The 26,170-nt window shown below is 58.1% G+C and carries 19 protein-coding genes; 4 read left to right on the plus strand and 15 right to left on the minus strand.

Going from position 1 to position 26,170, the window contains the following annotated elements; genetic code table 11:
* Positions 1–137: 137 nt before the first annotated feature.
* The 3 genes from NMD14_04890 to NMD14_04900 form a co-directional block, all read right to left on the minus strand.
* Positions 138–1,586: an OprD family porin gene (locus tag NMD14_04890; protein ID XEI33763.1), complete on the minus strand. Its 1,449-nt coding sequence runs from the start codon at positions 1,584–1,586 to the stop codon at positions 138–140.
* Positions 1,587–2,086: 500 nt separating this feature from the next.
* Entirely contained in the window at positions 2,087–4,003 is a 1,917-nt protein-coding gene (locus NMD14_04895; protein ID XEI33764.1) for a methyl-accepting chemotaxis protein, read from the minus strand.
* Positions 4,004–4,109: 106 nt separating this feature from the next.
* Complete coding sequence (locus tag NMD14_04900; GenBank protein XEI33765.1) at positions 4,110–4,994, minus strand: DMT family transporter; 885 nt, start codon at positions 4,992–4,994, stop codon at positions 4,110–4,112.
* 433 nt (positions 4,995–5,427) lie between these two features.
* Between NMD14_04900 and NMD14_04905 the strand changes: the two genes are divergently transcribed.
* Positions 5,428–6,594 (plus strand): transposase, encoded by a 1,167-nt coding sequence (locus NMD14_04905; GenBank protein ID XEI33766.1) that lies wholly within the window; start codon positions 5,428–5,430, stop codon positions 6,592–6,594.
* 197 nt (positions 6,595–6,791) lie between these two features.
* Here NMD14_04905 and NMD14_04910 read toward each other — a convergent pair whose 3' ends face one another.
* The 8 genes from NMD14_04910 to NMD14_04945 all read right to left on the minus strand — a co-directional run bounded on the left by NMD14_04910 (position 6,792) and on the right by NMD14_04945 (position 16,763).
* Positions 6,792–7,487 carry an exonuclease domain-containing protein gene (locus NMD14_04910; protein ID XEI33767.1) on the minus strand — a complete coding sequence of 232 codons (696 nt, stop codon included), beginning with the start codon at positions 7,485–7,487 and terminating at the stop codon, positions 6,792–6,794.
* A gap of 8 nt (positions 7,488–7,495) precedes the next feature.
* Positions 7,496–9,364 (minus strand): DUF294 nucleotidyltransferase-like domain-containing protein, encoded by a 1,869-nt coding sequence (locus tag NMD14_04915; protein ID XEI33768.1) that lies wholly within the window; start codon positions 9,362–9,364, stop codon positions 7,496–7,498.
* A 77-nt stretch (positions 9,365–9,441) separates the two neighbouring features.
* Positions 9,442–10,605 (minus strand): oligogalacturonate lyase family protein, encoded by a 1,164-nt coding sequence (locus NMD14_04920; protein XEI33769.1) that lies wholly within the window; start codon positions 10,603–10,605, stop codon positions 9,442–9,444.
* 266 nt (positions 10,606–10,871) lie between these two features.
* Positions 10,872–12,038 (minus strand): transposase, encoded by a 1,167-nt coding sequence (locus NMD14_04925; protein ID XEI33770.1) that lies wholly within the window; start codon positions 12,036–12,038, stop codon positions 10,872–10,874.
* A 168-nt stretch (positions 12,039–12,206) separates the two neighbouring features.
* Positions 12,207–12,392, minus strand: a complete 186-nt coding sequence (locus NMD14_04930) for a transposase (GenBank protein XEI33771.1) — start codon at positions 12,390–12,392, stop codon at positions 12,207–12,209.
* A gap of 72 nt (positions 12,393–12,464) precedes the next feature.
* The gene (locus NMD14_04935) at positions 12,465–13,259 is read right to left on the minus strand and encodes a phosphoadenylyl-sulfate reductase (protein ID XEI33772.1); all 795 of its coding nucleotides are present in this window, start codon (positions 13,257–13,259) and stop codon (positions 12,465–12,467) included.
* Positions 13,249–14,973: an assimilatory sulfite reductase (NADPH) hemoprotein subunit gene (gene cysI / locus NMD14_04940; protein ID XEI33773.1), complete on the minus strand. Its 1,725-nt coding sequence runs from the start codon at positions 14,971–14,973 to the stop codon at positions 13,249–13,251. The genes NMD14_04935 and cysI overlap by 11 nt, the downstream gene beginning before the upstream one ends.
* Complete coding sequence (locus NMD14_04945) at positions 14,973–16,763, minus strand: assimilatory sulfite reductase (NADPH) flavoprotein subunit (GenBank protein ID XEI33774.1); 1,791 nt, start codon at positions 16,761–16,763, stop codon at positions 14,973–14,975. The genes cysI and NMD14_04945 overlap by 1 nt, the downstream gene beginning before the upstream one ends.
* A gap of 189 nt (positions 16,764–16,952) precedes the next feature.
* Between NMD14_04945 and NMD14_04950 the strand changes: the two genes are divergently transcribed.
* A complete protein-coding gene (locus NMD14_04950) occupies positions 16,953–17,759 on the plus strand; it encodes a PhzF family phenazine biosynthesis protein (protein ID XEI33775.1) in 807 nt (268 codons plus the stop codon).
* A 117-nt stretch (positions 17,760–17,876) separates the two neighbouring features.
* Here the strand turns inward: NMD14_04950 and lysS are convergent, their stop codons facing one another.
* Positions 17,877–19,355, minus strand: a complete 1,479-nt coding sequence (lysS, locus tag NMD14_04955) for a lysine--tRNA ligase (GenBank protein ID XEI34711.1) — start codon at positions 19,353–19,355, stop codon at positions 17,877–17,879.
* Between the two features lie 73 nt (positions 19,356–19,428).
* Positions 19,429–20,527, minus strand: a protein-coding gene (prfB, locus tag NMD14_04960; protein ID XEI33776.1) for a peptide chain release factor 2 whose coding sequence is annotated in 2 segments (ribosomal slippage) — positions 19,429–20,451 and positions 20,453–20,527 — 1,098 coding nt in all. Because the reading frame shifts where the segments join, the coding sequence is not laid out codon by codon here.
* Between the two features lie 258 nt (positions 20,528–20,785).
* Between prfB and NMD14_04965 the strand changes: the two genes are divergently transcribed.
* Complete coding sequence (locus NMD14_04965) at positions 20,786–22,657, plus strand: methyl-accepting chemotaxis protein (protein ID XEI33777.1); 1,872 nt, start codon at positions 20,786–20,788, stop codon at positions 22,655–22,657.
* A gap of 234 nt (positions 22,658–22,891) precedes the next feature.
* On the opposite strand, the gene gltS is transcribed toward NMD14_04965, so the two are convergent.
* A complete protein-coding gene (gene gltS / locus NMD14_04970; protein XEI33778.1) occupies positions 22,892–24,091 on the minus strand; it encodes a sodium/glutamate symporter in 1,200 nt (399 codons plus the stop codon).
* A 446-nt stretch (positions 24,092–24,537) separates the two neighbouring features.
* Between gltS and ansA the strand changes: the two genes are divergently transcribed.
* The gene (gene ansA, locus NMD14_04975) at positions 24,538–25,545 is read left to right on the plus strand and encodes an asparaginase (protein ID XEI33779.1); all 1,008 of its coding nucleotides are present in this window, start codon (positions 24,538–24,540) and stop codon (positions 25,543–25,545) included.
* Between the two features lie 307 nt (positions 25,546–25,852).
* On the opposite strand, the gene NMD14_04980 is transcribed toward ansA, so the two are convergent.
* Positions 25,853–26,161, minus strand: a complete 309-nt coding sequence (locus NMD14_04980; protein XEI33780.1) for a DUF1315 family protein — start codon at positions 26,159–26,161, stop codon at positions 25,853–25,855.
* Between the last annotated feature and the right edge of the window lie 9 nt (positions 26,162–26,170).

Consider the following 26,170-nt stretch of genomic DNA (forward strand, 5'->3'; position numbering starts at 1 on the left):
GGCGTCCTTGTGACTGCTGACAAAAGCGTGCTGACAGGTGAGCGGATAAAACCCTTATCCGGCTCGCATGTTAGCTGCCAACCGGAAAAAAGAAAACCGGGCCAAGTGGCCCGGTTTGCTGACATCGTCTTGCCTGATTACATAAAGGTAAGCGGCATGATGATGTGGAACTTGACGTCGTGCTCGGAGGCGAAGATGTTGGGGTAATCGGTCCAACCGCCGCCTTGGCTGATGTCGTTGTTGTAGTCGGTGTAGTGCAGTTTGAACAGGGTGCCTTTCAGCTTGCCATCCTGCACGGTATAGGTGACGTCGAAGTTGGCAGCCCATTCGGTATCTTCACCGTTGGCTGCTTTCTTGCCTTGACCGGTTTCGATATCCCAACCGTAAGCACCGGATACACCGACGGACCAGCCTGGCGCACCAACCAGGTCATCCAGTGAACGGCTCACCCCGAAGAACAGCGCTTTCTCGTTGTTGGCGTTCCAGTCAGAGCGGGAATCCCACCAAATTTCGTTGGCGCCCTGGGAGTTGGCGTAGCCACGGGTCAGACGGGGCAGGTAGTTGCCTTCGTTACCTTCAGCCTTGGTCCACAGACCTTCCAGACGGAAGCCGTACGGGCCCATGCCCCAGGCTGCAGTCAGTGCTTGTTGCCATGCCAGACCATCATAAGTTTCGATCTGGGAAGTGCCCTTGGTATAAGTCTCGGTTTCAGAACCGTAGAACTGGTAGCTGGTGGAGAGGCCACCCATTACGTCAAACTTGTGAGCCAGTTTGAAGTGGTAGCTGTCCATGTAGCCTTCGGACTGACCGAAAGAGCCGGTCACAGCAGTGCCATTTTCGAAGGTGTAACGGGCTGCGATACCGTGGATGTAGTCGATGACGTTTTCGTCAGCGAACGGATCCATCCATGCTTTGGCACGGGAGAATACCTGAGTCTCTTTGTACCAGGGAGCCTTGTACTCGTCAGCGATGGCGTAGGTCAGGTAGAGACCGCCGAAGTTGCCTTCGACTTGACCACCACGATAGGTACCCGGTTGATAAGACCAGTTAACACCGATTTGGCCTGGGACATACAGCTGGGTATAACCACCCTTGGCAGTGATGCCGCCGTCCAGGAATTTCAGCTTCATCGCTGCGTTGGAGAGGCTGAAGCCACCTTCAGGGGAGCCATCTTTGGCGTTGTTGCCCCAGGTGCGGCCAGCGAAGGAGAATTCGTTTTCCTGGTTTACCGGGTGATTTTCGGTAACAGCCAAGTCATAGGCACCGAAGCCGCCCAGATCCAGACCTACGGTGTCCCAGGCATAACCGGAGTTGAAGTTGAGAGCAGCTTGAACAGTGGAATGACTCAGGTTGGACTGGTATTTGCCTTCTTTCTTGGCGGCAGTCGGGTCACCATCGATGCGCTGACGATCACGCTGGAAGTAGAACAGACCGCCGGTCAGTTTGGAGTCTTTGACGAAAGTTTCATAGGACTGGCCATATTCCGGGCTCATCAAGTCCTGAGCTGCCAACGCCATACCGGGCGCGACCAGAGCGGCTACCACAGCGGCACTCAACGCGGCGCGCTTGAAGATCACTTTTTCCATTTTTATTGCTCCTGATTTTATGGACTTAGCTTTTTTTTCCGGCAGTTGGCATCGGGCCTACCGCTCGGTATTGGCATTGCAATCAAAGCCCCGAAGGGCAAAAAATCGTGTCTTGGTTACCTGCAAACCCGGATGTCTTGGCACATCTGTCGTTGGCAGTCCTGATCATTACATGTTGTTTTTTTATGTTCCGATTCTTGGCTATCGGACAACTCAAGAGTACGTTCGCGGTGCGAAATATCAATGAAAAGTTCCCTCAACGTTTCAAAAGTATGACCGAGTGCAAATAATCATGGGTAAGGTCGTAAACAGCATCATGGCAGGCAACACGGTGATGAGAGCGTTTTCTTGAGGCTGTAGCCAGCGCCAGTGCGGGTTTTATCCGGTACGGGGGAAGCGGTGTCTGTTAACCTGTTGCTAACAGATAATTTTGCGCCACAAAAAAACTTTCCCTCTGGTCGAGGGAAAGTGATCTGGCAAAGATGTGGAGCGAGTAGGGGTCAGCCTTGCTGGCCGAGGATGCGGGGGATCTGCTGCGCCTGATGGTGAATATGGGACGAAACCTGCACCGATAGCTGACTCACCTGACGGGCATGCTGATGGATATGGGCGATCAGATCGGCAAAACTGGCCAGCTTGTGCTCCTGACTTTTGGCGTTGTCGGCGCCCTGCAGGGCGATCACTGCGGTGTTGCGGGCGATCTCCCGTACCGCCTGGGTGGTCTGGCGCAGTTGTTCCACCTGCGCCCGCTGGCGGCTTGACTCGCTGGTGATCCGGTTCAGTACAGTGCCAAGCTGTTCACCGGATTGGGTCAGACGCCCCAGAATATCGGTGATCTGGTTGAGGGATTGCTGGGTATTGGCCGAGAGGTGGCGCACTTCATCGGCGACCACGGCAAAGCCGCGCCCCTGTTCCCCAGCGCGGGCCGCTTCGATGGCGGCGTTGAGGGCCAGCAAGTTGGTCTGCTGAGCGATATGACCGATCACATCGACAACCGAGCGGGTGAGAGCTTTCAGCGCCTCATCACTCTCGTCAATTGCCAGTCCAGTCTGATGGGTGGCGTGCAGCATGCTACCCACCAGATCTTCGCTCTGGCTCATCGCCTGTTCGTTATGGTGGGCATGCTGGGCGATGTCGGCGGCGACCTGATGGACCTCTCCGGCCAGCTGGTTCAGCTCATCCATCATCTGACCGCTCTCGTCGACCACCTGTTCGGTGGTGCGGGTGCTGTGGTGGATTTCGTCAACCTGACAGACCATTCCTTGCAGACTGAGGGATACCGCAGACAGCAGCCCCTCTTTCTGTTGTTGGTCCAGTTGCAAGCGCCCGATCAGTCGGTTGTAGCTGGCAACGATATCGGCCAGCTCATTGTGATCGCGCCCGGCAGGCAACGGCTCGGCCTGCCCTGTCTGATCGAGCTGCAGAAAGGCTCCACGCAGTCGCAACAAGGGGGCGAGCAGCCAGCGTCGTTGCACCAGCGCAAACAGCAGAGCGACTATCACCAGACAGAGCGCCAGCGTACCGAGGATGGTGGCCAACTCCTGATTGACTGCTTGCCGCTCGCGGGCAAGTTGTTCCCCCATCTGTCTGGTCGCTTGCAACATCGCCATGATGTCTTGCTGCACGGTCTGGCGGCCAGCCTGTTGCTGTTGTAGCGCCGTGCGGCTGTTGGCCAGTTCCTGTGGATAGCGGCCCAGCAGCGAGCGTAATTCGCTGCGCGGTTGATCTCCCAGCTCCTTGCGTACCGGCTCCCCCAGCGTGAACTCATCGGCGGGCGCCTCTTCATACAGGCCGAGCAGCGGCAAGGCTTGCAGCGCTTGCGCCTGTTTTTGCAGTGCCTCCAGCTCGAAGCGGATCCCTTCGAGCAGCTTTTCATTGCCCTGTTCCATATAGCTTTGGCGCAAATGGGCGAGGCGCGGCAGGCCCGCCAGGATCTCGGCCGCACCGCGGCGATATTGTTGTGCCGCGGCAGATTGTTCCGTGCTGGCGCCTTGCTCCCCATAGCGGATCAGCGCCATAGCCTGGCTGCCCAGCTCACTCTCCGCATTTTGCAGCAGCTGGCTGTTGCCCGAGAGCTTGCCAGCGGCCTGATAGTCGTGCGCGATGCGCTGCGCCATCTGCTCGAGTTGCTGCCTGAGCGGGGCTGCCACGGCATCATCCTGAGCGGCCAGCGAGGAGAGCGCTTGCTGGCGGATCTTCTCCGCCGCGGTCAGTTGCTGTGGATCGCCGCTGTTGAGGTAGTCCCGAAGACTGTTTTGCAGGGTCACCGTCACCCGTTGTTGCAGCGTTTCGTGCTGATGCTGAGCCTGATTGGTTCGGGCAAGCTGTTGCCAGCCGTGGTAGAGGGCCAGCGCCTGTCCTCCCGCAACCAGTAACAGAACAAGGGAGGATAGGGTGGCGTAATGGGCGATTTTCACGGGGAAATTCCTGTCAGCACAGACCATGGGGGGAGCGTGGCCCGAGCCTAAACAGGGATGATGGCGTTTTTATGACAGCATGGTCAGGTGACCTTATTTTACCGACTTAACTGGCTGGGGATGCCTGCGTGCTGCTGCGTTGTCCCAACATACCGAGCAGGGCGCCCCCCATGATCAGGGCGCCGGCCAACAGGTGGCGCGAGGTCAGCGCTTCTCCATTGAGCAATACCAGCAGCAAGGTGCTCAGCAGCGGTGTCAGGTAGGCCAGCGCACCAATCTGCCGTGGGTCTCCATCCCGTAGCGCCAGATACCAGGTGACAAAGGCTGCCCCCATGGGGCCCAGTGCCAGCCCGATGATCAGCCACCAGTCACTGGTGGGGATCTGTGCCAGCGGCAGAGGCCCTTCGAGCAAATAGGCGAGCAACAGCGCCAACAAACCTGCGGGCAGGCAGGCTGCCGCAGTGACCACGGCAGGGGCGGATGGCAGACGGCGCGACAGCACCGAGTAGGCCCCCCAGATGACCGCAGCCCCCAGCGCCAGCAGGTATCCCGGCAGATAAGCTTGCTGCAGTTGCAGCTCGCCATTGACCATCACCAGCATGGAGCCCGCCAGACCAAAGGCGCCAGCCAGCAGGTGACGGGCATGAAGGGGGTGGCCGGGCAGCAGCAGCGGGGTGAACAGAATGATGCAGAGCGGCCAGAGGTAGTTGATGAGGTTTGCCTCCAGCACCGGGGCATGGCGAAAACTCATAAATAGCAGCAGATGGTAGAGCAGCAATGCCGCCACCGTTACCAGCCAGGTAATCGGGCGAGCACGCCACTGGCGCCAGAACGGCAAGGCCCCGACCCCGCAGAAAAACAGCACCAACCCGACCAGCACCAGCGGTGACACGCTGGTGACCCGTGACGTTAGCGCCGCCAGCGAGGCCCACAGCACAATGGTCAGCAACGCAAAACCGGTGGATCTATTCCACCAGGAACAACCGGACATCCAACACTCCCTTGCAAGATGAAGCAGGGCTTGGCCCACACGGACAAGCCAAAGGGCATCAGTCTATCAGAGAGTGCGCATGCTCTGAATGCAGAAAAGAGAAGGTCATGATAGCGGGTGGGGATACTGGATTGCCGTTTTCGGCCTCTTCGCTGTTCCTAAATGAATAAGCTGAAGTTATATAACTCATTGATTTAAAACTAAAAGCTTTAAGCATTCACCTGTGGCGCCAGACACGTTTTCCCGCTTAGCAGATGCCCCGTAAACCCTAGCCCAATCGGGCGGGGATATAAGGGGAGCTAATCTGATGCGTTTGCGAGCCCGCCTATGTCTTCAGTGTCTCGATAGTCGCGCCTGCCGCACGTCCGCAGCGGTTGTTGATTTCACTGGCACGCGCTATAACTGTACTTATATACAGACTGTGTTTTTAATCATGAAAAAAGCCACGAAAGTACGCATTTACCCCACCGACGAACAAGCGGTATTCCTCAATGCCCAGTTCGGCGCTGTGCGGTTCGCGTACAACAAAGCCCTTCATATTCAGCGGCACATGTTCCAGTGCCACGGGGTTTCACTGAAACCCAAACGCGACTTGAAACCCCTGCTCGCCGTGGCAAAAAAATCGCGCAAATACAGCTGGCTGAAAGAGTACGATTCACAAGCCTTACAGCAGGCGGTGATCAACCTGGATAAGGCATTCGCCAATTTTTTCAACCCCAAGCTCAAGGCCAGGATGCCCACCTTCAAGAGCAAGAGAGGCAGGCAATCGAGCTACCACCCCAATGGCAAAGTGCTGACCGATGCCATCCTGTTACCGAAGATGACGCCCATCCGAGCTGTCATTCACCGAGATATTATCGGCGTGGTATCTAGTATCACGGTCAGCCGTGGCCCGACAGGGAAATACTATGCCTCCATCCTTTGCGATGATGGCCGTGAGGCTCCCGCCAAGCCCTCCCTCATCACAGCGGTGACAGGCTATGATATGGGGCTGTCCCACTACCTCATTGCGTCGAGTGGCAAAAAGATGGCCAACCCGCGCCATCTTATCAACGCCAGTCGCAATCTGCGGCGAAAGCAAAAAGCACTGTCTCGCAAGAAAAAAGGCAGTGCCAATCGTAGTAAGGCCAAATTACAGCTGGCCGCCCTGTACGAGCGGGTAGCCAATGCTCGCGCTGATTTTCAGCACAAACTCTCTCGCACGATAGTTGACGATAACCAAGCGATCATCGTGGAGACGCTTAAAACAACCAATATGATGAAAAACCACAAGCTGGCCCGCGCCATTGGCGATGCTGGCTGGCATGGTTTTATCATGAGGCTGGAGTACAAAGCCCAAGCGGCGGGCCGCCACCTAATCAAACTCGATCAGTGGTTCGCCAGCTCTAAACCATGTAGCGAGTGCGGCCACAAGATGCCGGAGATGCCACTTCACCAGCGACAGTGGGTATGTCCAGCGTGTGGGGCAGAGCATGACCGCGACATCAACGCGGCCATAAACATTCGACAGCAAGGAATATTGGAATTAAAAGCGGCGGGGCTCGCCGTTTCTGCCCATGGAGGCCAGCGTAAATCCGTCAATCTGACGGTAGCGGCCTAAGAAGTGGGAAGCCTCGCCGCTTGAGGCGGGGTGCAGTCACCTATTGTGATAGCCGACAGCGCAAACATGCCCGAGGTGAACTGTATCCCAAGGTGCTGTGCGGGGGCTGCTCGTGATAATGCAGCTCAACCGCGATGGCCACATTGCTATCGTGATTCGGCTATCCGGTGTCGGCAAAACAGGGATCCCCAGCGCTGTCACCTCATGAGCTGATGGAGTGAGGTCGGGTGTAGCTGCTTGTATTGCACCAGTAACAGCTCTGCCGTGGCTACCGCATCGATCAGCGCCTCGTGGCAGGAATAACTGGGCAATCCATGGCGGTTTCTGACCGAAGAGAGTCGCAGGTCAGCGGGCATATCCCTCATGTATCGTCTCCGGCGACGCTCAATTTCCAGCGTGTCCAGCCAGGGTAGTGGCAAGGGGGGCAGGCGATGGCGTTGCTGCAGGTAGTGGTCGATGAAGCGGCGTTCCACCATGGCGCCATGAGCTAGCAAGATGGCCCCCGACATCTGGTGAAAGAGCTCTTCCATCGCATCATCCAGACTCTTCCCGCCGGCTAGCTGCTCGGGCATCAGGTGGTTGATGATGGCTGTGTCGGCCTTGATCCGGTGGTGGCCGTGAACGAACGCATGGGTCGCGGTCTCGAGATCGATTCTCCCTTTCAGCACATCGACCGTGCCAATGCTGAGAATGTGATCCTCCGTGGGCTGCAACCCCGTTGTTTCAAAATCCAGAGATAGCAGGCGCGCTTCTTTTAGGGAGGTTCCCGGGGAGGGGAGAGGGGCGCTCAGCAGTTGGCGTACCATAGCGGGCAACCCGTCCCAGGTTCTCATATAGCGTGCCCTTGCCCGCTCGAGACGCTTGCGGGCAGAGAAGTAATCAAGGCAACCCATTAGTGTACTCACTCTTTAATAAAGCGTAATTTTGCAAAATCCTGCAGCTCGCCGATGATGCGAAAGGCATCTTTCAAGTGCTTGCGTTCGAAGCTGCCAAAGCGATTCGGGTCTATGTGATTGTCGGGTTTGAGGCCTTTCTTCAATGCCATGAGTTGGTGGGCAAAGCGCACTTTCATGATGAAGTGATAAGCACCGATGATGTTCTTGTAGCTCTCTTCCGAGAGCTGCTGCTGTTCATGGGCGTGGAGGAAACGCGCCTCAGTACTGTTATGGGTAGATCCGGCGCTGAGTCCGTAAATACGCGCCAGATCGGTGATCAGCGTCAGGGCATAGCGTTTGATATTGAGGACCTTGCTGTTATCGCCATTTTTCTCCAGTACCAGATTCTTGAAGATGCCCAGGGGCGGCTGGGTTGAGATAGCATCGCGGGTTAAGGAGCGAATGAACGAGGGGTGTGCTTGTACGAGGGAAAACAGGTGGTGCTGCAGTTCATCGCACAACGCCATGTTGCCGTGGAGGGCCCGCAGCTCGAGGAAGACGCTGGCATTGAGCAGTTTGTCGTATTCGGGGTTGGCTATCCACTTGCGGTAGTATTCTTTCCACACCTTCAGCGGTTGGCACCATTTATGGGCGGTAGCCATGAAATGGCCAGAGCAGAGCGGATAACCGCAGGCATCAAGCCCATTGCAGACATACATTGCCAGGTGATTGAAGTAGAGTCTGTCGTTGTCAGTGGCGTCATCAGCCAGAATGAGCGCGCTGTCTTGATCCGAGAGCATATGGACTTCGTTGCGGGCCTGTGAACCGGCAACTACCCAAGCATAGTCGCAAGGGGCCGCTCCCAGTCTGGCTTCTCCCAGTTGCAGCAGTCGTCGACAATAGGCATCCATGATGAGTGTCATGACGTTGCCTATGCTCTCTCCCGCTACCTCCCCTTCCACCAAGGCTTCAAAGATGGCCTGACGCTCAACCGTCAGGAGTTCCATGGCCTCCACCGTTTCGCAATACTTGATCTTCTCGATGAGAAATATCGCCTGCACCCTGTGGTTTTGCACCAGATGGGAGGTGGTCAGCAAACCCAGCACCTGCTGCTCTCGCACAATGGGCAGGCCGCGAATATTGTGCTGCATCATCAGGTAGGCGGCTTTCAGCGTTAGCTCGTCCGGATGAATCGTGATGGGGGCCGGTGTCATTATCTCCCGGATAGGGCGACTGGTCGCCAGCCCTTCGGCGATCACCCGCATTGTCATGTCGCGATCAGTGACGATCCCCTTGAGCTCTCCCTGTTCCATCACAACGGCGGTGGAGGAGCGGCAGACCATGCGCATCTCCCGGGCCACTTGCTGAATACTCATATCGGCATCGACCACGGCTATCTTGCCGCTGTTCACCTCGCAGACCTTGCGCATGAAGAGCCCTTTGTCGTTGTCAGACCAGATGACATTGAGGGCCGATTGCAGACGCTCCCTCGCCTGGGAGGCGAACAGGTTGGCGTATTGCGGATACTCAACCAGCATGTGTTTCAGCTTGCTGTGGGGGATCTGGTAGAGCAGGGTGTGATCGAGTGCGGTCACGTTGTAGCAATCTGCAGGATTGCCCGGGGTACTTTCCAAAAAAGTAAAGCCGAACAGATCGTCTGGTCCCAACAGCCCCCTGAGCACGCCATTTTGCATCCGTTGCTCCAGCGAGCCTGTGCGTACTATATAGAGGTAGCGCTCTGGATCCTCGATGTTGAACGGCAGGCTTTCTCCTTGGCTTAGGTAGCTGATCTTTATGGTGCTGGCCACACAGTGTTGCAACTCAGGAGGCAACCTGTTGAAGGGATCTATCCTGGCGAGAAAGTCGATGATATTGGGCAGCAATGTCTGGGACATGGTGGCGACCTTGTTGGCATTAAGAGAGGGAGGCGCCGCGCCGAGGACGCCTCCATTTAGTGGGGTTACCCGGTGGTTTAGACGGGATCTGTTGGCAGAGTGGCCAGGTAGAGGGCGGGTTTGCCATCGCAGTCGGAAGTAAACAATACCTGCCGATCGTCCGGGGTAAAGGAGGGGTGTGGATGAGTCACCTGGCGATCCCCTTGAAACACCCGCCAAGAGGTGTTGTGGGCAGCTAGTTGATAGTAATAACCCTGCTTTACATCGAAGACATAAAGGAAGGGGTCATTGTCGATGGTATAACCATGGGTATCTTTCACATCAACAGGCGTACCGGATCCATCGCCAATCAGCAAGGAGCCGTCATGGTTGCTCATCAGGTGTGAGCAGGCAGGCATCGCCATGACGGGTTCATCTACGCCGTTGTCCGGGTTGAAGCGGCGGATGATCCTGTCTTGTTGCCCCTTGAGGTAGGAGACGTACATCAGGTATGAGCCGTCCGGTATCCAAAATTCGTGGGTGCAGCTCTCGCCTTCCTGATGAGATCTCACCTTGCGCACGGCCGAACCATCTTCATTGACCAGCCACATGCGGGCATCGACCAGATCGTGAGGACCTTCATGGCAGAAGGCTACGGTGTGATCATCGAAGGGACGGTAGATGGGGTGGCCGAGCCATCCATGCTCCTCATGAATGACTTGTGTCGTCCCGCTGGCGAGATCGATCCGCAACAGCCGACAGTGGGGTTTGGTATGGTAGAAGGTGTGAAACAGGTTCCAGTCGGTCAGCGGGATCCAGTCTTTTTTGGCAATCTCGATCCCCACCAATTTAGTGCAGTCACTGTTCGCTACCCAGGTTCCATAGCCTACCCACTGCTCAGGGACTTGATAGACGAGTGTTTCCACCAGGGTATCAAGGTTTACTTTCAGCAGGTTGCGGCCATTTTTAACGTAGTAGAATGCGCTGTCATCGGGGGATAGAAAGCCGCCAAAGGTGTTGTCTCCAGCCCCTTCTGTCAATTGACGAGCTTGGCCACTGGCCAGATCCAACAAGTAGTAGTTCCAGTAGCCATCAAACTCACCGGCGAACAGCAGTTGGCTACCGTCATTGGTAAAACACTTCTGGTAGAAATAGTTGCGGTGACAGGTTACCTCAGGTGGCGTGAGACGGCAGATTGCTGCGCCTGTGTCCTGGTCTAGGTAGTGGTGATAAGTGAGTGAGACGATTGAGCCCTTGGCCATATGTTCCTCTTGCTGGTTAGCATCGCAAATTGGGCTGTACACCCGCCATTCCTAAATTATAGGAATAGCGTTTCTTTTTTAAATTGACGTACGTCACGAGAATGGAACGATTGTGGGTGGATCATGCCTAAGGTGAAGTGGGTCACATTATGAGTGAGCACAAGATGCTAGCTGTTAATCAGTAACATGCATGTTGTTACAATATTTCCTCGATATCCGCTTCTGGGTGACTGCTCCCCGCCGCAAGCGGCGAGGCTTCCCACTTCTTAGGCCGCTACCGTCAGATTGACGGATTTACGCTGGCCTCCATGGGCAGAAACGGCGAGCCCCGCCGCTTTTAATTCCAATATTCCTTGCTGTCGAATGTTCATGGCCGCGTTGATGTCGCGGTCATGCTCTGCCCCACACGCTGGACATACCCACTGTCGCTGGTGAAGTGGTATCTCCGACATCTTGTGGCCGCACTCGCTACATGGTTTAGAGCTGGCAAACCACTGATCGAGTTTGATTAGGTGGCGGCCCGCCGCTTGGGCTTTGTACTCCAGCCTCATGATAAAACCATGCCAGCCAGCATCGCCAATGGCGCGGGCCAGCTTGTGGTTTTTCATCATATTGGTTGTTTTAAGCGTCTCCACGATGATCGCTTGGTTATCGTCAACTATCGTGCGAGAGAGTTTGTGCTGAAAATCAGCGCGAGCATTGGCTACCCGCTCGTGCAGGGCGGCCAGCTGTAATTTGGCCTTACTACGATTGCCACTGCCTTTTGTCTTGCGAGACAGTGCTTTTTGCTTTCGCCGCAGATTGCGACTGGCGTTGATAAGATGGCGCGGGTTGGCCATCTTTTTGCCACTCGACGCAATGAGGTAGTGGGACAGCCCCATATCATAGCCTGTCACCTCTGTGATGAGGGAGGGCTTGGCGGGAGCCTCACGGCCATCATCGCAAAGGATGGAGGCATAGTATTTCCCTGTCGGGCCACGGCTGACCGTGATGCTGGATACCACGCCGATAATATCTCGGTGAATGACAGCTCGGATGGGCGTCATCTTCGGTAACAGGATGGCATCGGTCAGCACTTTGCCATTGGGGTGGTAGCTCGATTGCCTGCCTCTCTTGCTCTTGAAGGTGGGCATCCTGGCCTTGAGCTTGGGGTTGAAAAAATTGGCGAATGCCTTGTCCAGGTTGATCACCGCCTGCTGTAAGGCTTGTGAATCGTACTCTTTCAGCCAGCTGTATTTGCGCGATTTTTTTGCCACGGCGAGCAGGGGTTTCAAGTCGCGTTTGGGTTTCAGTGAAACCCCGTGGCGCTGGAACATGTGCCGCTGAATATGAAGGGCTTTGTTGTACGCGAACCGCACCGCGCCGAACTGGGCATTGAGGAATGCCGCTTGTTCGTCGGTGGGGTAAATGCGTACTTTTGTGGCTCTTTTCATGATTAAAAACACAGGCTGTATATAAGTACAGTTATAGCGCGTGCCAGTGAAATCAACAACCGCTGCGGACGTGCGGCAGGCGCGACTATCGAGACACTGAAGACATAGGCGGGCTCGCAAACGCATCAGATTAGCTCCCCTTATATCCCCGCCCGATTGGGCTAGGGTTTACGGGGCATCTGCTAATAACCTCATGTCGAGGGCGACCAGCCTTCTGGTGCGTCTTGGGTCGTTGAGGGTGGTGTGGCCAAATTGGGCCAGCTCCCACTCAGCGTGCCGGTTGAGTGAGGGGGGCAGAACCTTGATGAGGAAGGGGGATGAAATAGACAGAACCCGAAATGGGGCGGTGTTCAAAAACATCCCCAGCCGATGCTGGGGATGTTTGTATAAGAGACAGGATTTCGGATGCGCTTGTTGTTTGGGCTGTCAGATACCTGATCCGTCGTGCTCGCCGTTTTCCTCGTGCAGGCCGCACTCGCGCTTGAGGCCGAAGAAGCGGGTCTGCTCCTCGCTCATACCCGGCTCCCACTTGGTGGTGGTGTGCACGTCGCCCACCGAGAGATAGCCCTGCTCCCACAGCGGGTGGTAGGGGAGGTCGAACTCCTTGAAGTAGTAGAAGACGTCCTTGTTGCTCCAGTCGATCACCGGCAGGAACTTGAAGCGGCCGCGCTGGATGGCCAGCACCGGCAGCTTGCCACGGCTGCCCGCCTGCTCCCGGCGCAGACCGGATAACCAGGTCTGGGCCCCCAGCTCGCGCAGGGCGCGGTCCATCGGCTCCACCTTGTTGAGCTGGTTGTAGCGGGTGATCCCCTCCACCCCCTGCTCCCACAAGAGGCCAAATCGGGCCTCCTGCCAGGCCGGACTGAGTTCGGCCCGATAGATCTTCAGGTTGAGCGCGAGGCGCTCGGTCAGCTCATCGATAAAGTGGTAGGTCTCCGGGAAAAGATAACCGGTATCGGTCAGCACCACCGGCACGTCGGCCCGTTCGCGGCTTACCAGATGGAGCATCAGCGCTGCCTGAATGCCGAAACTGGAGGAGAGCACATGCTCCCCCGGCAGATTGGCCAGTGCCCAGCGCACCCGCTCGGGAGCACTCATGGTATCCAGCTCCCGGTTGAGGGGGGCCAGCGCCTCGGCCTGCTCTTCACGGCCGAGGGCCAGCAGTGCCTGCAGGTCAAGGCGGCCATCTTCAGTGACATTAAGCGGCAGATTAAGCAGCATAGAAGTCCCTCGCAGAATCGATAACGGGGGCAACCACCCCAACCCGGATCACGAAATCGCCGAAGCACTCACCCTGATTGCGCTCGTTGGCCCAGCGGCCGATCAGCGCGTCCAGTTCGGCCAAAATCTGCGGCTCGGTGATGTTCTCCTGATAGAGGCGAGGAATGCGGGTGCCCTCCAGATTGCCTCCCAGATGGAGGTTGTAGCGGCCGGGCGCCTTGCCCACCAGCCCCACTTCCGCCAGCATGGCGCGGCCGCAGCCGTTGGGGCAGCCGGTGACCCGGAAGATGATGGCGTCATCTGCCAGCCCGTGTTTGGTGAGCAAGCCCTCGATGTCGGTGACAAACGTCGGCAGCATGCGCTCGGCCTCGGCCATCGCCAGCGGGCAGGTGGGCAGGGCAACACAGGCCATGGACTGCTTGCGCTGTTCGCTCACGCCGTCATCCAGCAGGCCATATTGGCGTGCCAGCCCTTCGATGCGGGCCTTCTCGCTGGCAGGCACCCCGGCGATGATCAGGTTCTGGTTGGCGGTCAGGCGAAAATCCCCCTGATGCACCTTGGCAATTTCCAGCATGCCGGTTTTGAGCGGCTTACCCGGGAAGTCCAGCAGGCGGCCATTTTCGATAAACAGGGTGAGGTGGTGCTTGCCGTCGATCCCCTCGACCCAACCAAAGCGATCGCCACGGCTGGTAAATGCATAGGGGCGCACCTCGCCAAACTGGATGCCAGCGCGGTTCTCCACCTCGGCTTTGAACGCCTCGACGCCAACACGTTCGAGGGTGTACTTGGTCTTGGCGTTCTTGCGGTTGACCCGGTTACCCCAGTCGCGCTGGGTGCTGACTACGGCGGCCGCCACCTCCAGTACGTGGGAGAGCGGAATAAAGCCAAAGTCGCTCGCCTTGCGCGGATAGGTGCTGGTGTCGCCGTGGGTCATGGCGAGACCCCCGCCCACCAGCACGTTGAAGCCCACCAGCTTGCCGTGATCACTAATGGCCACGAAGTTGAGATCGTTGGCGTGGATATCCACGTCGTTGTGAGGCGGGATCACCACAGTGGTCTTGAATTTGCGTGGCAGATAGTTGGAACCCAGGATCGGCTCCTCGTCGTCCCCCAGCTTCTCGCCGTCCAGCCAGATCTCCACGTAGGCGCGGGTCTTGGGCAGCAGGTGTTCGGAGATCTTCTTGGCCCACTCGTAGGCCTCCTGATGAAGCTCGGACTCCACCGGATTGCTGGTGCAGAGCACGTTGCGGTTCACGTCGCCCGCGGTGGCGATGGAATCGATGCCGGTGCTGTTGAGGGTCTGGTGCATCAGCTTGATGTGGCGCTTCAATACCCCGTGGAACTGGAAGGTCTGGCGGGTGGTCAGGCGGATGCTACCGTACAGGCTGTGCTCCTCGGCGAACTTGTCGATGATCTGCCACTGGGCCGGGGTGATGATCCCACCCGGCAGGCGGGCACGCAGCATGACGTTGTGCAGCGGCTCCAGCTTCTGGGCGGCGCGCTCGGGGCGAATGTCGCGGTCATCTTGCTGGTACATGCCGTGAAAGCGGATCAGCTGGAAGTTGTCGCCGTTGAAGCCGCCGGTGAGCGGGTCCTGCAGATCCTGCTCAATGGTGCCGCGCAGGAAGTTGCTCTCGCGCTTGAGGCGTTCGTTGTCGGCCAGCGGCCCTTCGACCGGCCCCGCTTTCTGTTCCGAGATTGTTTGCTTGCTCATCAATAGACATCCCTTTGATAACGTTTGGCACGACGCAATTCGCTCAAATACTCTTCTGCTTCCTCACGGCTCTTGTGACCGTGTTCGGCAATCACATCCAGCAGGGCCTCCTGCACATCCTTGGCCATCTTGTTGGCGTCGCCACACACATAGAAGTGAGCGCCTGCTTCCAGCCACTGGTAGAGCTCAAGCCCTGCCTCGCGCAGGCGGTCCTGCACATAAATCTTGTTGGCCTGATCCCGGCTGAAGGCCAGGGAGATCTTCGACAGCAGCCCTGATTTCACATAACGCTGCCACTCCACCTGATAGAGGAAATCCTGGGTAAAGTGGGGGTTGCCGAAGAAGAGCCAGTTCTTGCCTTCCGCGCCCTGAGCTTCCCGCTCCTGCATAAAGGCGCGGAACGGGGCGATGCCGGTACCCGGGCCCACCATGATGACGGAGGTGTCGGGATTGGCGGGCAGGCGGAAGTTGTCGTTGTGCTCGACAAACACCCGCACCTCGCCATCCTCAATCAGCCGGTCCGCCAGATAGGAGGAAGCGGCGCCAGAACGCCAGGTGCCATCTTCCTGTGGGTAGCGCACCACGCCAACGGTGAGATGCACCTCCTCTTCCACTTCGCTCTGGGCGGAGGCGATGGAGTAGAGGCGCGGGGTGAGGGGGCGCAGCAGGCCAGTCAACTGCTCCGCGCTGAGTTCGGTCGGGAAGCGTTTGAGCACATCCACCACCTGGGCAGAGGCGACCAGCCCATTGACCTGGGCCTTGTCGCCGGCCAAGTCTTTCAGCGCCGCGTTGTCCGATACATCAGCGAGTCCTGTGATAAAGCCGCCGTGCAGCCGGGTCAGTTCGAAGTGACTGGTCAGGGCTGCACGCAAGGTGCCGTGGGCCGTGGCCTCATCGCCGGAGAGGCCGGTCAGGGCCAGCACTTCCTCCACCAGTTCGGCGTCATTGTCGAACCAGACGCCGAGGGCATCCCCAGGCTGATAGGTCAGCCCTGACTCTTCGAGGCTGATCTCGATATGGCGGATATCCTTGGTGGAATCCCGGCCGGTGATCTTCTGATTGACTGACAGACGGGCAGGGAAGGGGTTCTCCTTGCTGTACTGGCTTTGGCCAACCGCCTGCTGCACCGCGCTTGCCACGCTGCCGCTGGCCGCACCGGTGGTGAGCGTTGCGGCAATGGCATTGAGCGCCTGTTCGCTCCACGCCTTGGCGGCATCCTGATAATCCACATCGAGGCTCGCGAGCTCATAAATGCGCTCGGCCCCAGCTTTGGCGAGGAAGTCGTCAAAATCTTTGCCGGTCTGGCAGAAAAATTCGTAGGAGCTGTCACCCAGCCCCAGCACCGCGAACTTGAGCTCCTCCAGCTTGCCAATCTTGCCTTTTTTAAGCTGCTCGAACAGATCGACGGCGCTCTCCGGCGGTTCACCCTCCCCGTAAGTGCTGACGACCACCAGTAGATGGCTCTCTTTCTTGAGCTGCTTGGGTTTGTAGTCGGCCATCGACGCTAGGGTGACCGGTAGGCCACGGGCTTCAGCCTGCGTCTTGATGGCAGTGGCGACGCCTTTGGCGTTGCCTGTCTGGGAGCCGTAGAGAATGGTCAGGCTGCCGCTGGGCGCAGCCACGGCGGCGCTGGCTGCAACGCTCTGGTGACCGGTCTGGGAGAGGCCGTAGAGATATCCGCTCACCCAGGCCAGTTGCTGGGTATTGAGGGTCGAGAGTACCTGACCCAGCTGACGTTGCTGCTCGTCAGAGAGGGGGGAGAGGTTGAATGGGGAATCCTTCAATTGCATCACACGCGTCTTCCATGGTCTGATTTTTGGCCAGATTAAAGGGTGTGTTGGATAACAACAAAGAATAAAAATGTATTCTTTATTCTATTAATGCATTAAAGGGGCAGAGGTACGCCTGTTCCCGCAGCAAAAGAGGGGCGTGGTATAAAGAGCGTTAAATGAGAGCCACTTGATAACACAGGAAGTGCCATGTCGAATATCCGATTGTTTCATGTCAATGCGTTCAGTCAGCAGCCCCTTGGTGGCAATCCCGCGGTGGTCGTATTGGGAGCAGCCCTGCCTGATGCCAGCCAGTTGGCGATGGCGGCCGAGTTCAATCTCTCCGAGACGGCCTTTCTGGTGCAACTTGGCAGGGCCCATTACCAGTTACGCTGGTTCACGCCGAAAGTCGAGGTTGATCTCTGCGGTCATGGCACCTTGGCGGCTGCTCATGTGTTGTGGCAGACAGGGGCGGTAGCTGCACACGAGACTATCCGCTTCGAGACCCGCAGTGGTGAGCTGCTGGCCCGGCGCGAAGGGGAGTGGATTTGGCTCGATTTTCCGCGTATCGCGTTGACGCCACTGACGCTGGATCCCGCCTATGCTGCCGCGCTTGGTTGCCAGCCACGACAGACCTTGGCGGTCGGGGCCAAGTTCTTGCTGGAGCTGGCAAGTGAAGAGGAGATCCGCGCTATTTCGCCTGATTTCCATGCCCTGCGCGCCCTGCCGGGACGGGGGGTGATAGTGACGGCGCCCTCAAACGACTCGAACCATGACTTTGTCTCCCGCTATTTCGCCCCTTGGGTGGGCGTCGATGAGGATCCGGTTACTGGTTCCAACCACTGTGCTCTGGTGCCCTTCTGGGCCGAACGGCTTGGTAAACGGCAACTGCAGGCCCGTCAGATTTCGGCCCGTGGTGGTGAGCTGCGGCTTGAACTGCAGGAGGAGCGGGTACTGATGGCCGGTCAGGCCGTCACCTTGTGGCAGGGAGAGTGGCTGCTACCGCCAGCCTCATAAGCGGTAAGCATTCGTCAATGGTTGTGAGCATCATAAAAAACGCCCCGCAGTTGCGGGGCGTTTTTGATTGCCGTTGGCGGTAGCGCTCTGCTACTACGGGCCTTATTTCTGCGGATCTTACTTTTGCGGACGCAGGGCCGGGAACAGAATGACGTCACGGATGGTGTGGCTGTTAGTGAACAGCATCACCAGACGGTCGATACCGATACCCTGACCGGCAGTCGGCGGCAGGCCGTGTTCCAGCGCGGTGACGAAGTCGGCGTCGTAGAACATGGCTTCGTCGTCGCCAGCTTCTTTCTGATCAACCTGATCCTGGAAGCGCTTGGCCTGGTCTTCTGCATCGTTCAGCTCGGAGAAGCCGTTAGCCAGCTCGCGGCCACCGATGAAGAATTCGAAGCGGTCGGTCACGTCCGGGTTCACGTCGTTGCGGCGAGCCAGCGGAGAAACGGCCGCCGGGTACTCGGTGATGAAGGTCGGTTGCAGCAGCATGTGCTCCACGGTCTCTTCGAAGATCGCGGTGATCACGTGGCCCAGCTCCCAACCCTTCATCAGCTCGATGTGCAGACGCTTGGCAACGGCCTTGGCGCTCTCGAGGGTAGCCAGATCGTCCAGGGTCACATCCGGGTTGAACTTCAGGATGGAGTCAACCATGGTGAGGCGCTGGAACGGCTGACCGAAATCGATGGTCAGGCCCTCTTCGCCCTCTTTGGCGTAACGGATCTTGGTGTCGCCCAGAATGTCCTGCGCCAGGGTGCGCAGCAGCTCTTCGGTCAGGTCCATCAGATCGATGTAGTCGGCGTAGGCCATGTAGAACTCGATCATGGTGAACTCGGGGTTGTGACGCACCGAGATACCTTCGTTACGGAAGTTGCGGTTGATCTCATAGACACGCTCGAAGCCACCGACCACCAGACGCTTCAGGTAGAGCTCCGGAGCGATACGCAGGTACATGTCGATGTCCAGCGCATTGTGGTGAGTGACGAACGGACGCGCGGAGGCACCACCCGGAATGACTTGCATCATCGGGGTTTCCACTTCCATGAAGCGCTTTTCGTTGAAGAACTTGCGGATACCGGCAACTACCTGGGTGCGGATCATGAAGGTCTTGCGGGACTCTTCGTTAGCGATCAGATCCAGGTAGCGCTGGCGGCAGCGGGCTTCCTGGTCGGTCAGCCCTTTGTGCTTCTCGGGCAGCGGACGCAGTGCCTTGGTCAGCAGGCGGATATCGGAAACGTGGACGGAGAGCTCACCGGTCTGGGTCTTGAACAGGGTGCCTTCGACACCCACGATGTCGCCCAGATCCCACTTTTTGAACTGCTCGTTGTAGAAACCTTCCGGCAGGTCGTCACGGGTGACGTAGACCTGGATCTTGCCGGCCATGTCCTGCAGGGTGGCGAAAGAAGCCTTGCCCATGATCCGTCGGGTCATGATGCGACCGGCAATCTTCACCCGTTTACCCAGGCTCGTCAGCTCCTCGGCGCTCTTGTCGTCGAACTCTGCGTGCAGATCGCCAGAGAGGCTGTCGCGACGGAAGTCGTTGGGGAAAGGATTGCCCTGGGCGCGCAGGGCGGCCAGCTTGGAACGACGCTCAGTCATCTCGTTGTTGAGTTCGAGTGAATGATCGACTTCCGGAGTGATGGTTTGTTCAGACATGGTGATTCCTGCTTGTTTACAGACCTGATTTCAGGCTGGCTTCGATAAACTTGTCCAAGTCACCGTCGAGCACCGATTGGGTATTACGGGTTTCGACGCCGGTGCGCAGATCCTTGATACGGGAGTCATCCAGCACATAGGAACGGATCTGGCTGCCCCAACCGATATCGGACTTGGTCTCTTCAAGGGCTTGTTTCTCAGCGTTCTGCTTCTGAATTTCCAGCTCGTAGAGCTTGGCTTTCAGCTGCTTCATACACTGGTCTTTGTTTTTGTGCTGGGAACGATCGTTCTGGCACTGTACCACGACACCGGTCGGAACGTGGGTAATACGCACCGCAGATTCGGTTCGGTTAACGTGCTGACCACCGGCACCGGAGGCGCGGTAGACGTCGATCCGCAGATCCGCCGGGTTGATCTCGATCTCGATGTCATCGTCTATCTCGGGGTAGACGAACACAGAACAGAAGGAGGTGTGACGGCGGCCACCGGAATCGAATGGGGACTTGCGCACCAGGCGGTGTACGCCGGTTTCGGTACGCAGCCAGCCGAACGCATATTCGCCGGTGAACTTGATGGTGGCGGATTTGATGCCGGCCACGTCGCCGTCGGAGCATTCAATCAGCTCGGGCTTGTAGCCGTGGGCATCGCCCCAGCGCAGGTACATACGCAGGACCATGTTGGCCCAATCCTGTGCTTCAGTACCACCGGAGCCGGATTGAATGTCGATATAGCAGTCGGAGCCGTCGTGCTGACCGGAGAACATGCGGCGGAACTCGAGATCCACCAGCTTGGCTTCCAGCTGTTCGGATTCGACAATGGCTTCGTTGAAGGTCTCTTCGTCTTCCCCTTCCACCGCCAGGCTCACCAGCATCTCGACGTCATCCACGCCCTGGGTCAGGGTGTCGATGGTGCCAACCACGTTTTCCAGCGCGACGCGCTCTTTGCCCAGCGCCTGTGCACGCTCGGGTTCATTCCAGACGTCCGGCTGTTCCAGCTCGGCGTTGACCTCTTCTAGACGCTCTTTCTTGGCGTCATAGTCAAAGGTACCCCCTAAGAAGCTCGGTCCGCTCAGACAGCTCCTTAAGTTTATTTAATACGGGATTAACTTCGAACATCGTGAAAACTCTCAGGGTCGATGTGACTTAAAAACGGGATATTCTAGCCAATTGTGGAAGGAATAAACAGGGTTGCCTTGGCTTGTGCGGCTCATGCCGTCATTTTCTGATGCACTTTTTTCTCCACCTCGGTAGAAAATATTGTCCATCGCCCCATTTTCAGGTTCAGTTTTGGCCATTCGGGTCGCTAATGACTAGGTGTAGTGTTGTGTCATTTAGGGAAAAACCCGCTCCTCACCTCAATAAGAAGAACACATGATGAAAAACCTGTCACTCAAGCAGAAGATACTGTTGTCAGTGGTGATCGCCCTTTCGTTGGTGATTTCGTTGCTCTCCTGGCAGAGCTATAGCAGCCAGAAGAGTCTGTTGCTGCAAGGCAGCCAGGAGCAACTGCAGCGGCTGGGCACCCAACAGGCTGCCAGCGTCAGTGACTGGCTCGCAGCCCGTCGCGATGTGATCCAGGCGCTCGGCAACAAGGTCAGCTCCGAACCTCTCAATGCCTTGCAACAGGCACAAGTCTCCGGCCGTTTCCAGCTCACCTATTTCGGTGAGAGCAGCGGCAAGATGCACGACTCCGATCCCTCCATCAACCGTGATGGCTACGACCCGCGCTCCCGTGGCTGGTATCAGGAGGCGATGGGCAAGGGGGGCCTTATCGTCACCAAGCCCTATCTTGACGTGGCCTACAACATCATGGTGGTGACCCTGGCCCAGCCGGTTTCTGGCGGGGTGATCGGGGGGGACCTCTCCATCGCCTCGCTGGTGGAAGACGTGACCAAGATGCAACTGCCTGCCGACGGTTTCGCCATCATGATGCACAAGGATGGCACCATCATCGCCTACAAGGATGCCGCCAAGGCGATGAAACCGGCCAGCGAGATCGACAATGATCTGACCAATGCGCTGATCGAGCAGAGCAAGTCGAGCAAGGAGCTGGTTCCGGCCTACTTCGACAACGAAGGGCGCGACAAGCTGCTGTGGGCAGTTGATATCCCCGATACCGACTGGGAACTGGTGCTGGTGCTGGACAAGGCCGCGCTGGAAGCGCCGCTCTCCTCCCTGCTGATGACCCAGCTGGGGATGGCGCTGCTGGTGCTGGTGGGCAGTATCCTCGCTATCTCCTGGCTGGTCAGCATGCTGCTTGGCCCGCTCACCAAGGTCTCCCTGGCCCTGGCCCGCATTGCCGATGGTAATGGCGATCTGACCCAGCGCATCAAGATCGATGCCAACGATGAAGTGGGCCAACTGGCCAACAGCTTCAACCGTTTCGTCGGCAGCCAGCACCAGCTGATCGGCAATATCCGCAAACTGGCCAACGAACTGAATGCCGATGCCGAGCGCAGTCTGGTGACCAACCAGGCCGCGGTGGATGAGCTGCAACGTCAGCAGCAGGAGGTGACCATGGTCGCCACGGCGGTCACCGAGATGGCGAGCGCCACCATGGAGATCGCCGGCAACGCCGAGAACACTGCCGCCGCGGCTCAGCAATCTGCCCAGAGCAGTGAGCAGGGCAAGATGCTGGTCAACAAGACCCGCCAGTCCATCAATGGTCTGGCTGAAGAGGTGGGGCAGGCGACCGAAGTGATCGGTGAGTTGAGCCGCCACGCGCAAGCCATCACCAGCATCCTCTCCACCATTCAGGGGATTGCCGAGCAGACCAACCTGTTGGCGCTGAACGCAGCCATCGAAGCGGCCCGCGCCGGTGAGCAGGGTCGTGGTTTTGCGGTGGTTGCTGACGAGGTGCGGGTGCTGTCGCGCCGTACCCAGGACTCCACCCAGCAGATCCAGTCCACCATCGAGACTCTGCAGCAGACCACCGCCCGTGCGGTGAGCTTGATGCAGACCAGTCAGGGGCTGGCGGACAACAGCGTGCAGGATGCGGATCAGGCGGTGCGCGCGCTGGAAGAGATCACCTGCGCCATCTCGCTCATCTCCGACATGGCGGGTCAGATCGCCACCGCTGCCGAGGAGCAGACCCAGGTGACCGGCGAGATCACCCAGAACACCACCGCCATCAAGGATGTGAGTGACGAGATCACCGCCGCTGCCATGCGCGATCTGGATCAGGCCCACAGCCTCAAAGGTCGGGCTACCGACCTGAACCAGCAGGTGTCGACCTTTATCCTGTAAGGTGCAACTCGCGGCCTGTTTCGGCTGAGATAAACAAGCCCCGCCCTCTTTCGAGTACGGGGCTTTTTGTTGTTCGGGGGAATGCAAAGCATGAGGATTCCGGGTTGTCTGCCGGGCATCCTCGCGCTGGATAAGTGATCCGCCCCTGCCTACGTCGGCTGGCGGGGAGAGCGCACAAGCAAAGAGCCCACCGAAAAGGTGGGCTCTGATCATATATGTCTGACGAAACGGGAATTACAGGAACGGCATCGCCATAAACAGCTTGATCACCATGGCGTTGATGATGTCGATAAAGAAGGCGCCCACCATGGGCACCACCAGAAACGCCAGGTGGGAGGGACCGAAGCGCTGGGTGATGGCCTGCATGTTGGCGATAGCGGTCGGGGTTGCCCCCAGACCGAAGCCGCAGTGACCGGCTGCCAGCACGGCCGCATCGTAGTTCTTGCCCATCACCCGGAAGGTGACGAAGATGGCGTAGAGTGCCATCGCCACGGTCTGGGCGGCCAGCAGGATGAAGATAGGCAGGGCTAGACTGGCCAGATCCCACAATTTCAGGCTCATCAGCGCCATGGCGAGGAACAGCGACAGGCTGACGTTGCCCAGCAGGGAGACCTCGCGGTCGCTCACCTCATGCCAGTTCAGCAGGGTCAGGACGTTGCGCAACAGCACACCGACAAACAGCACGCAGACAAAGATCGGCAACTCGAAGGCGCCCCCTTTGAGGGAAGCCGAGAGTAGCTCGCCACCCTTGAGGCTGATGGCGATCAACGCCAGCGTCTCGATCACGCTGAAAGTGGTGAGGGGGCGCTCCATATCGGGCATTTCGAAGCCCTTGGGCGCCTCATCCTGGTTATGCTCTTCACCGGGCACCTGCACTTTCTTCACCAGATAGCGAGCCACCGGGCCACCGATCAGGCCGCCCAGCACCAGACCGAAGGTGGCACAGGCGATGGCGAGCTCAGCGGCGGATTGCACGCCGTACTTCTCGGAGAAGGTGGCACTCCAGGCCGCACCGGTACCGTGGCCGCCGGAGAGAGTGATGGAGCCGGCCAACAGCCCCATGTGGGGATCCAGGCCGAGCAGGGTCGCCAGACCGACACCCAGACTGTTCTGCACCAGCAGCAGGCCGGTGACTACCAGCAGGAAGGTTGCGACCGCCTTGCCGCCGCGTTTCAGGCTGGCGAGATCGGCAGAGAGACCGATGGAGGCGAAGAAGGCCAGCATCAGCGGGGTTTGCAGGCTGGTATCAAATTGCAGCTCCATCTGCAGGGTGGAGCGCAGCAATAGCAGTACCAGCGCGACCACCAGGCCGCCGGCAACCGGTTTGGGGATGTTGAAGGTACGCAGCAGCCCGACCCGGGTGACCAGCACCCGGCCAAGCAGCAATACCAGAGTGGCAGCGACCAGCGTTGCGTAGGAATCAAGTTGTAACATTCAGTACTCCCATGTTGATTGGCTGTGTCTTTCATAGCAAAAGACTTACAGATTCAGCCGGGATGAAAACAGTGTGGCTTATGTGCCAGCAAAGAAGGGGAAACATCTCCCCGCCCCAGGAAAGATGGGGCTTGTGCGGGCCTGAAATGCTCAGGCATCCAGATGAGATTTTAGTAAAATCCGGCGGATTGTAGCAAAAAGCATCGTTTAATTCCATCTTTGTCGTATTAATGCTCGTTTTAGTCGTTTATTGTGACATTTAACACTATGTGGGTAGAGGGCAGAAAAGCCGAAAAGGGTGCATGGAACGGCTGTCATTTGGGGCGCCAGTCTCTATAATTCGCCGGTTTCCGCTGCACGCAGAGGCGCTGGCGGGCGTTGACATTGTGGTTCACCCCGACATGGTTCATGTTTTGGCGGTGTTCACTTCATCAAGAGGAGAGGGTGTGAAGAAGTCTATCTACATTGCCTACACAGGCGGCACCATTGGGATGCAGCGTTCCGATCACGGCTACGTGCCGATGGCGGGCTTTATGGAAGACTGTCTGGCGCGGATGCCCGAGTTCCACCGCCCCGAGATGCCGGATTACCATATCCACGAATATGCGCCCCTCATCGACTCCTCCGACATGACCCCGGCGGACTGGCAGCGCATCGCCGAGGACATCAAGAGCAACTACGACAAGTACGACGGCTTTGTGATCCTGCACGGCACCGATACCATGTCCTTCACCGCCTCGGCGCTCTCCTTCATGCTGGAAGATCTCCACAAGCCGGTCATTATCACCGGCTCCCAGATCCCGCTCGCAGAGCTACGCTCCGACGGCCAGCAGAACCTGCTCAACGCCCTCTATATTGCGGCCAACTACCCGATCCACGAGGTGACGCTGTTCTTCAACAACCAGCTCTATCGCGGCAACCGCAGCAAGAAGGTACATGCCGACGGCTTCCATGCCTTCGATTCGCCGAACTACCCGCCGCTGCTCAATGCCGGCATCGCCATCTCGCTGGAAGCGGGTGAGCTGGGTGTGCCGTCCGAGCGACCGCTGGTTCTGCACGACATCACTCCCCAGCCCATCGGCGTGGTGACCCTCTATCCGGGCATCTCCAGCGAGGTGATCGCCAACATCCTGCAACAGCCGGTGAAGGCGCTGATCCTGCTGTCGTTCGGGGTGGGCAATGCGCCGCAGAATCCGGCCATGCTGGCGCTGCTCTCCGAGGCCTCGGCCCGCGGCGTCATCATCGTCAACCTGAGCCAGTGCCTGCACGGCAAGGTCAACATGGGCGGTTATGCGACCGGCAATGCCCTCTCCCGGGCCGGGGTGATCTCAGGCTTCGACATGACCGCCGAGGCGGCGCTGACCAAGCTGCACTTCCTGCTGAGCCAGGACTTGCCGGCACCGCGCATTCGCGAGCTGATGCAGCAGTCCCTGCGTGGGGAGCTGACCCCCTGAGCGTGCGTCCCTCACCCTAACCCTCTCCCTGGGGGAGAGGGGATAGCTCGGGGGAGTTGGCAGCAAGGCTTGTCATGAAGATCGCCGGCAGGTGGCCCGCTTACTGTCCGCAGGCTGCGAGCCAGCTCCCTTCTCCCCCGGCGGGAGAAGGGCTGGGGATGAGGGGGATGAGTCATCCTGCAGAGAGAGGAAAAAAGAGGGGAGCCATCATGGCTCCCCTCTTTGCTATTTATCGCACTCTTTATCGAACAATGTATCGCACTATCGCTATTCGACTGGCCGCCGCGAGACGGGATAGCGAGTGGTCTCAGTGGTTGAGATTGACCCGCACTATCTCCTCCTCAACCGGCTGATTCTCATCACGAAACAGCCGCTTGAGCTCGCTCTTGCTCTTCATCACGATCTCGCCGTCGCGGCCGATGTTCATATGCTCCGGGTTGTCGAGATGCATCGCTTGCCAGGCCATCACGGCTTGCAGGGAGGTGGCCTTCTGCTCGTCGGTGAGCGGCTTGCCATCGGGCCACTTGCCCAGCTCGACCGCGGTTTTGAGCCGCTTGTACACCTCTTGTGGCATCAGCCTGATTGCTTGCAAAAACTCACCCTGTTGAAACGACATCCGGCCTCT

It is taken from the genome of Aeromonas veronii, from assembly GCA_041319085.1.
Classification (GTDB): Bacteria; Pseudomonadota; Gammaproteobacteria; order Enterobacterales; family Aeromonadaceae; genus Aeromonas; species Aeromonas veronii_F.

What these genes read in the sequence shown, in the direction of transcription:
- NMD14_04950 (XEI33775.1), top strand. Translation starts at nt 16,953, where the DNA reads ATGTCGAATATCCGATTGTTTCATGTCAATGCGTTCAGTCAGCAGCCC.
- cysI (XEI33773.1), bottom strand. Translation starts at nt 14,973, where the DNA reads ATGAGCAAGCAAACAATCTCGGAACAGAAAGCGGGGCCGGTCGAAGGG.
- lysS (XEI34711.1), bottom strand. Translation starts at nt 19,355, where the DNA reads ATGACTGAGCGTCGTTCCAAGCTGGCCGCCCTGCGCGCCCAGGGCAAT.
- NMD14_04900 (XEI33765.1), bottom strand. Translation starts at nt 4,994, where the DNA reads ATGTCCGGTTGTTCCTGGTGGAATAGATCCACCGGTTTTGCGTTGCTG.
- NMD14_04905 (XEI33766.1), top strand. Translation starts at nt 5,428, where the DNA reads ATGAAAAAAGCCACGAAAGTACGCATTTACCCCACCGACGAACAAGCG.
- NMD14_04980 (XEI33780.1), bottom strand. Translation starts at nt 26,161, where the DNA reads ATGTCGTTTCAACAGGGTGAGTTTTTGCAAGCAATCAGGCTGATGCCA.
- NMD14_04945 (XEI33774.1), bottom strand. Translation starts at nt 16,763, where the DNA reads ATGCAATTGAAGGATTCCCCATTCAACCTCTCCCCCCTCTCTGACGAG.
- NMD14_04915 (XEI33768.1), bottom strand. Translation starts at nt 9,364, where the DNA reads ATGTCCCAGACATTGCTGCCCAATATCATCGACTTTCTCGCCAGGATA.
- NMD14_04890 (XEI33763.1), bottom strand. Translation starts at nt 1,586, where the DNA reads ATGGAAAAAGTGATCTTCAAGCGCGCCGCGTTGAGTGCCGCTGTGGTA.
- NMD14_04935 (XEI33772.1), bottom strand. Translation starts at nt 13,259, where the DNA reads ATGCTGCTTAATCTGCCGCTTAATGTCACTGAAGATGGCCGCCTTGAC.
- NMD14_04965 (XEI33777.1), top strand. Translation starts at nt 20,786, where the DNA reads ATGAAAAACCTGTCACTCAAGCAGAAGATACTGTTGTCAGTGGTGATC.
- NMD14_04920 (XEI33769.1), bottom strand. Translation starts at nt 10,605, where the DNA reads ATGGCCAAGGGCTCAATCGTCTCACTCACTTATCACCACTACCTAGAC.
- NMD14_04910 (XEI33767.1), bottom strand. Translation starts at nt 7,487, where the DNA reads ATGGGTTGCCTTGATTACTTCTCTGCCCGCAAGCGTCTCGAGCGGGCA.
- gltS (XEI33778.1), bottom strand. Translation starts at nt 24,091, where the DNA reads ATGTTACAACTTGATTCCTACGCAACGCTGGTCGCTGCCACTCTGGTA.
- NMD14_04925 (XEI33770.1), bottom strand. Translation starts at nt 12,038, where the DNA reads ATGAAAAGAGCCACAAAAGTACGCATTTACCCCACCGACGAACAAGCG.